General features: G+C 73.9%; 1 protein-coding gene. It reads right to left on the reverse strand.

What is annotated here, in order from left to right; all coding sequences use genetic code 11:
- On the reverse strand, positions 1-575 hold a 575-nt coding region (locus tag H3O04_RS35645), incomplete at both ends, for a M20/M25/M40 family metallo-hydrolase (RefSeq protein ID WP_202589547.1).

Here is a 575-nt window from a genome sequence, read left to right on the forward strand (position 1 = left end):
GTCGACGAGGCTCGCGAGCGCATGCGCGAGCACGATCGCCGGGTTGCGCAGCAATCCGCCCCAGTTGCCGGAGTGATGCGCGCCGTCGCGGGCGCGCAGGCTCAGCTTGAAGTTGACCGCACCGCGCGAGCCGAGGAATACCGTCGGGCGCGCGGCGGCGATGCGCGGGCCGTCGGACGCGATCAGCACGTCGGCCGCGAGCGCGTCGCGCTCCTGGCGGCACAGCGCGTCGAGGCCCGGCGAGCCGGTTTCCTCGCCCATCTCGATCAGCAGCTTCGCGTTGAAGCCGAGCCGGCCGCCGCGTGCGTGGAGCACGCTCGCCAGCGCGGCCAGGTTGATCGTGTGCTGGCCCTTGTTGTCGGCGCTGCCGCGGCCGTACCAGCGGTCGCCGTCGGCCGTCAGCGTCCACGGCGACAGCGGCGCGCGCCACTGCGCGTCGTAGCCGCGCACGACGTCGCCGTGGCCGTAGATCAGCACGGTCGGCAGCGCGTCGTCTTCGTGGCGCGACGCGAGCAGGAACGGCCCGCCGCCGTCGACGGGGTTGTCGACGATGCGCGACGCGAAACCGAGGCGGG

The sequence above is a fragment of the Burkholderia sp. KCJ3K979 genome (genome assembly GCF_016759955.1).
Taxonomy (GTDB): domain Bacteria; phylum Pseudomonadota; class Gammaproteobacteria; order Burkholderiales; family Burkholderiaceae; genus Burkholderia; species Burkholderia orbicola.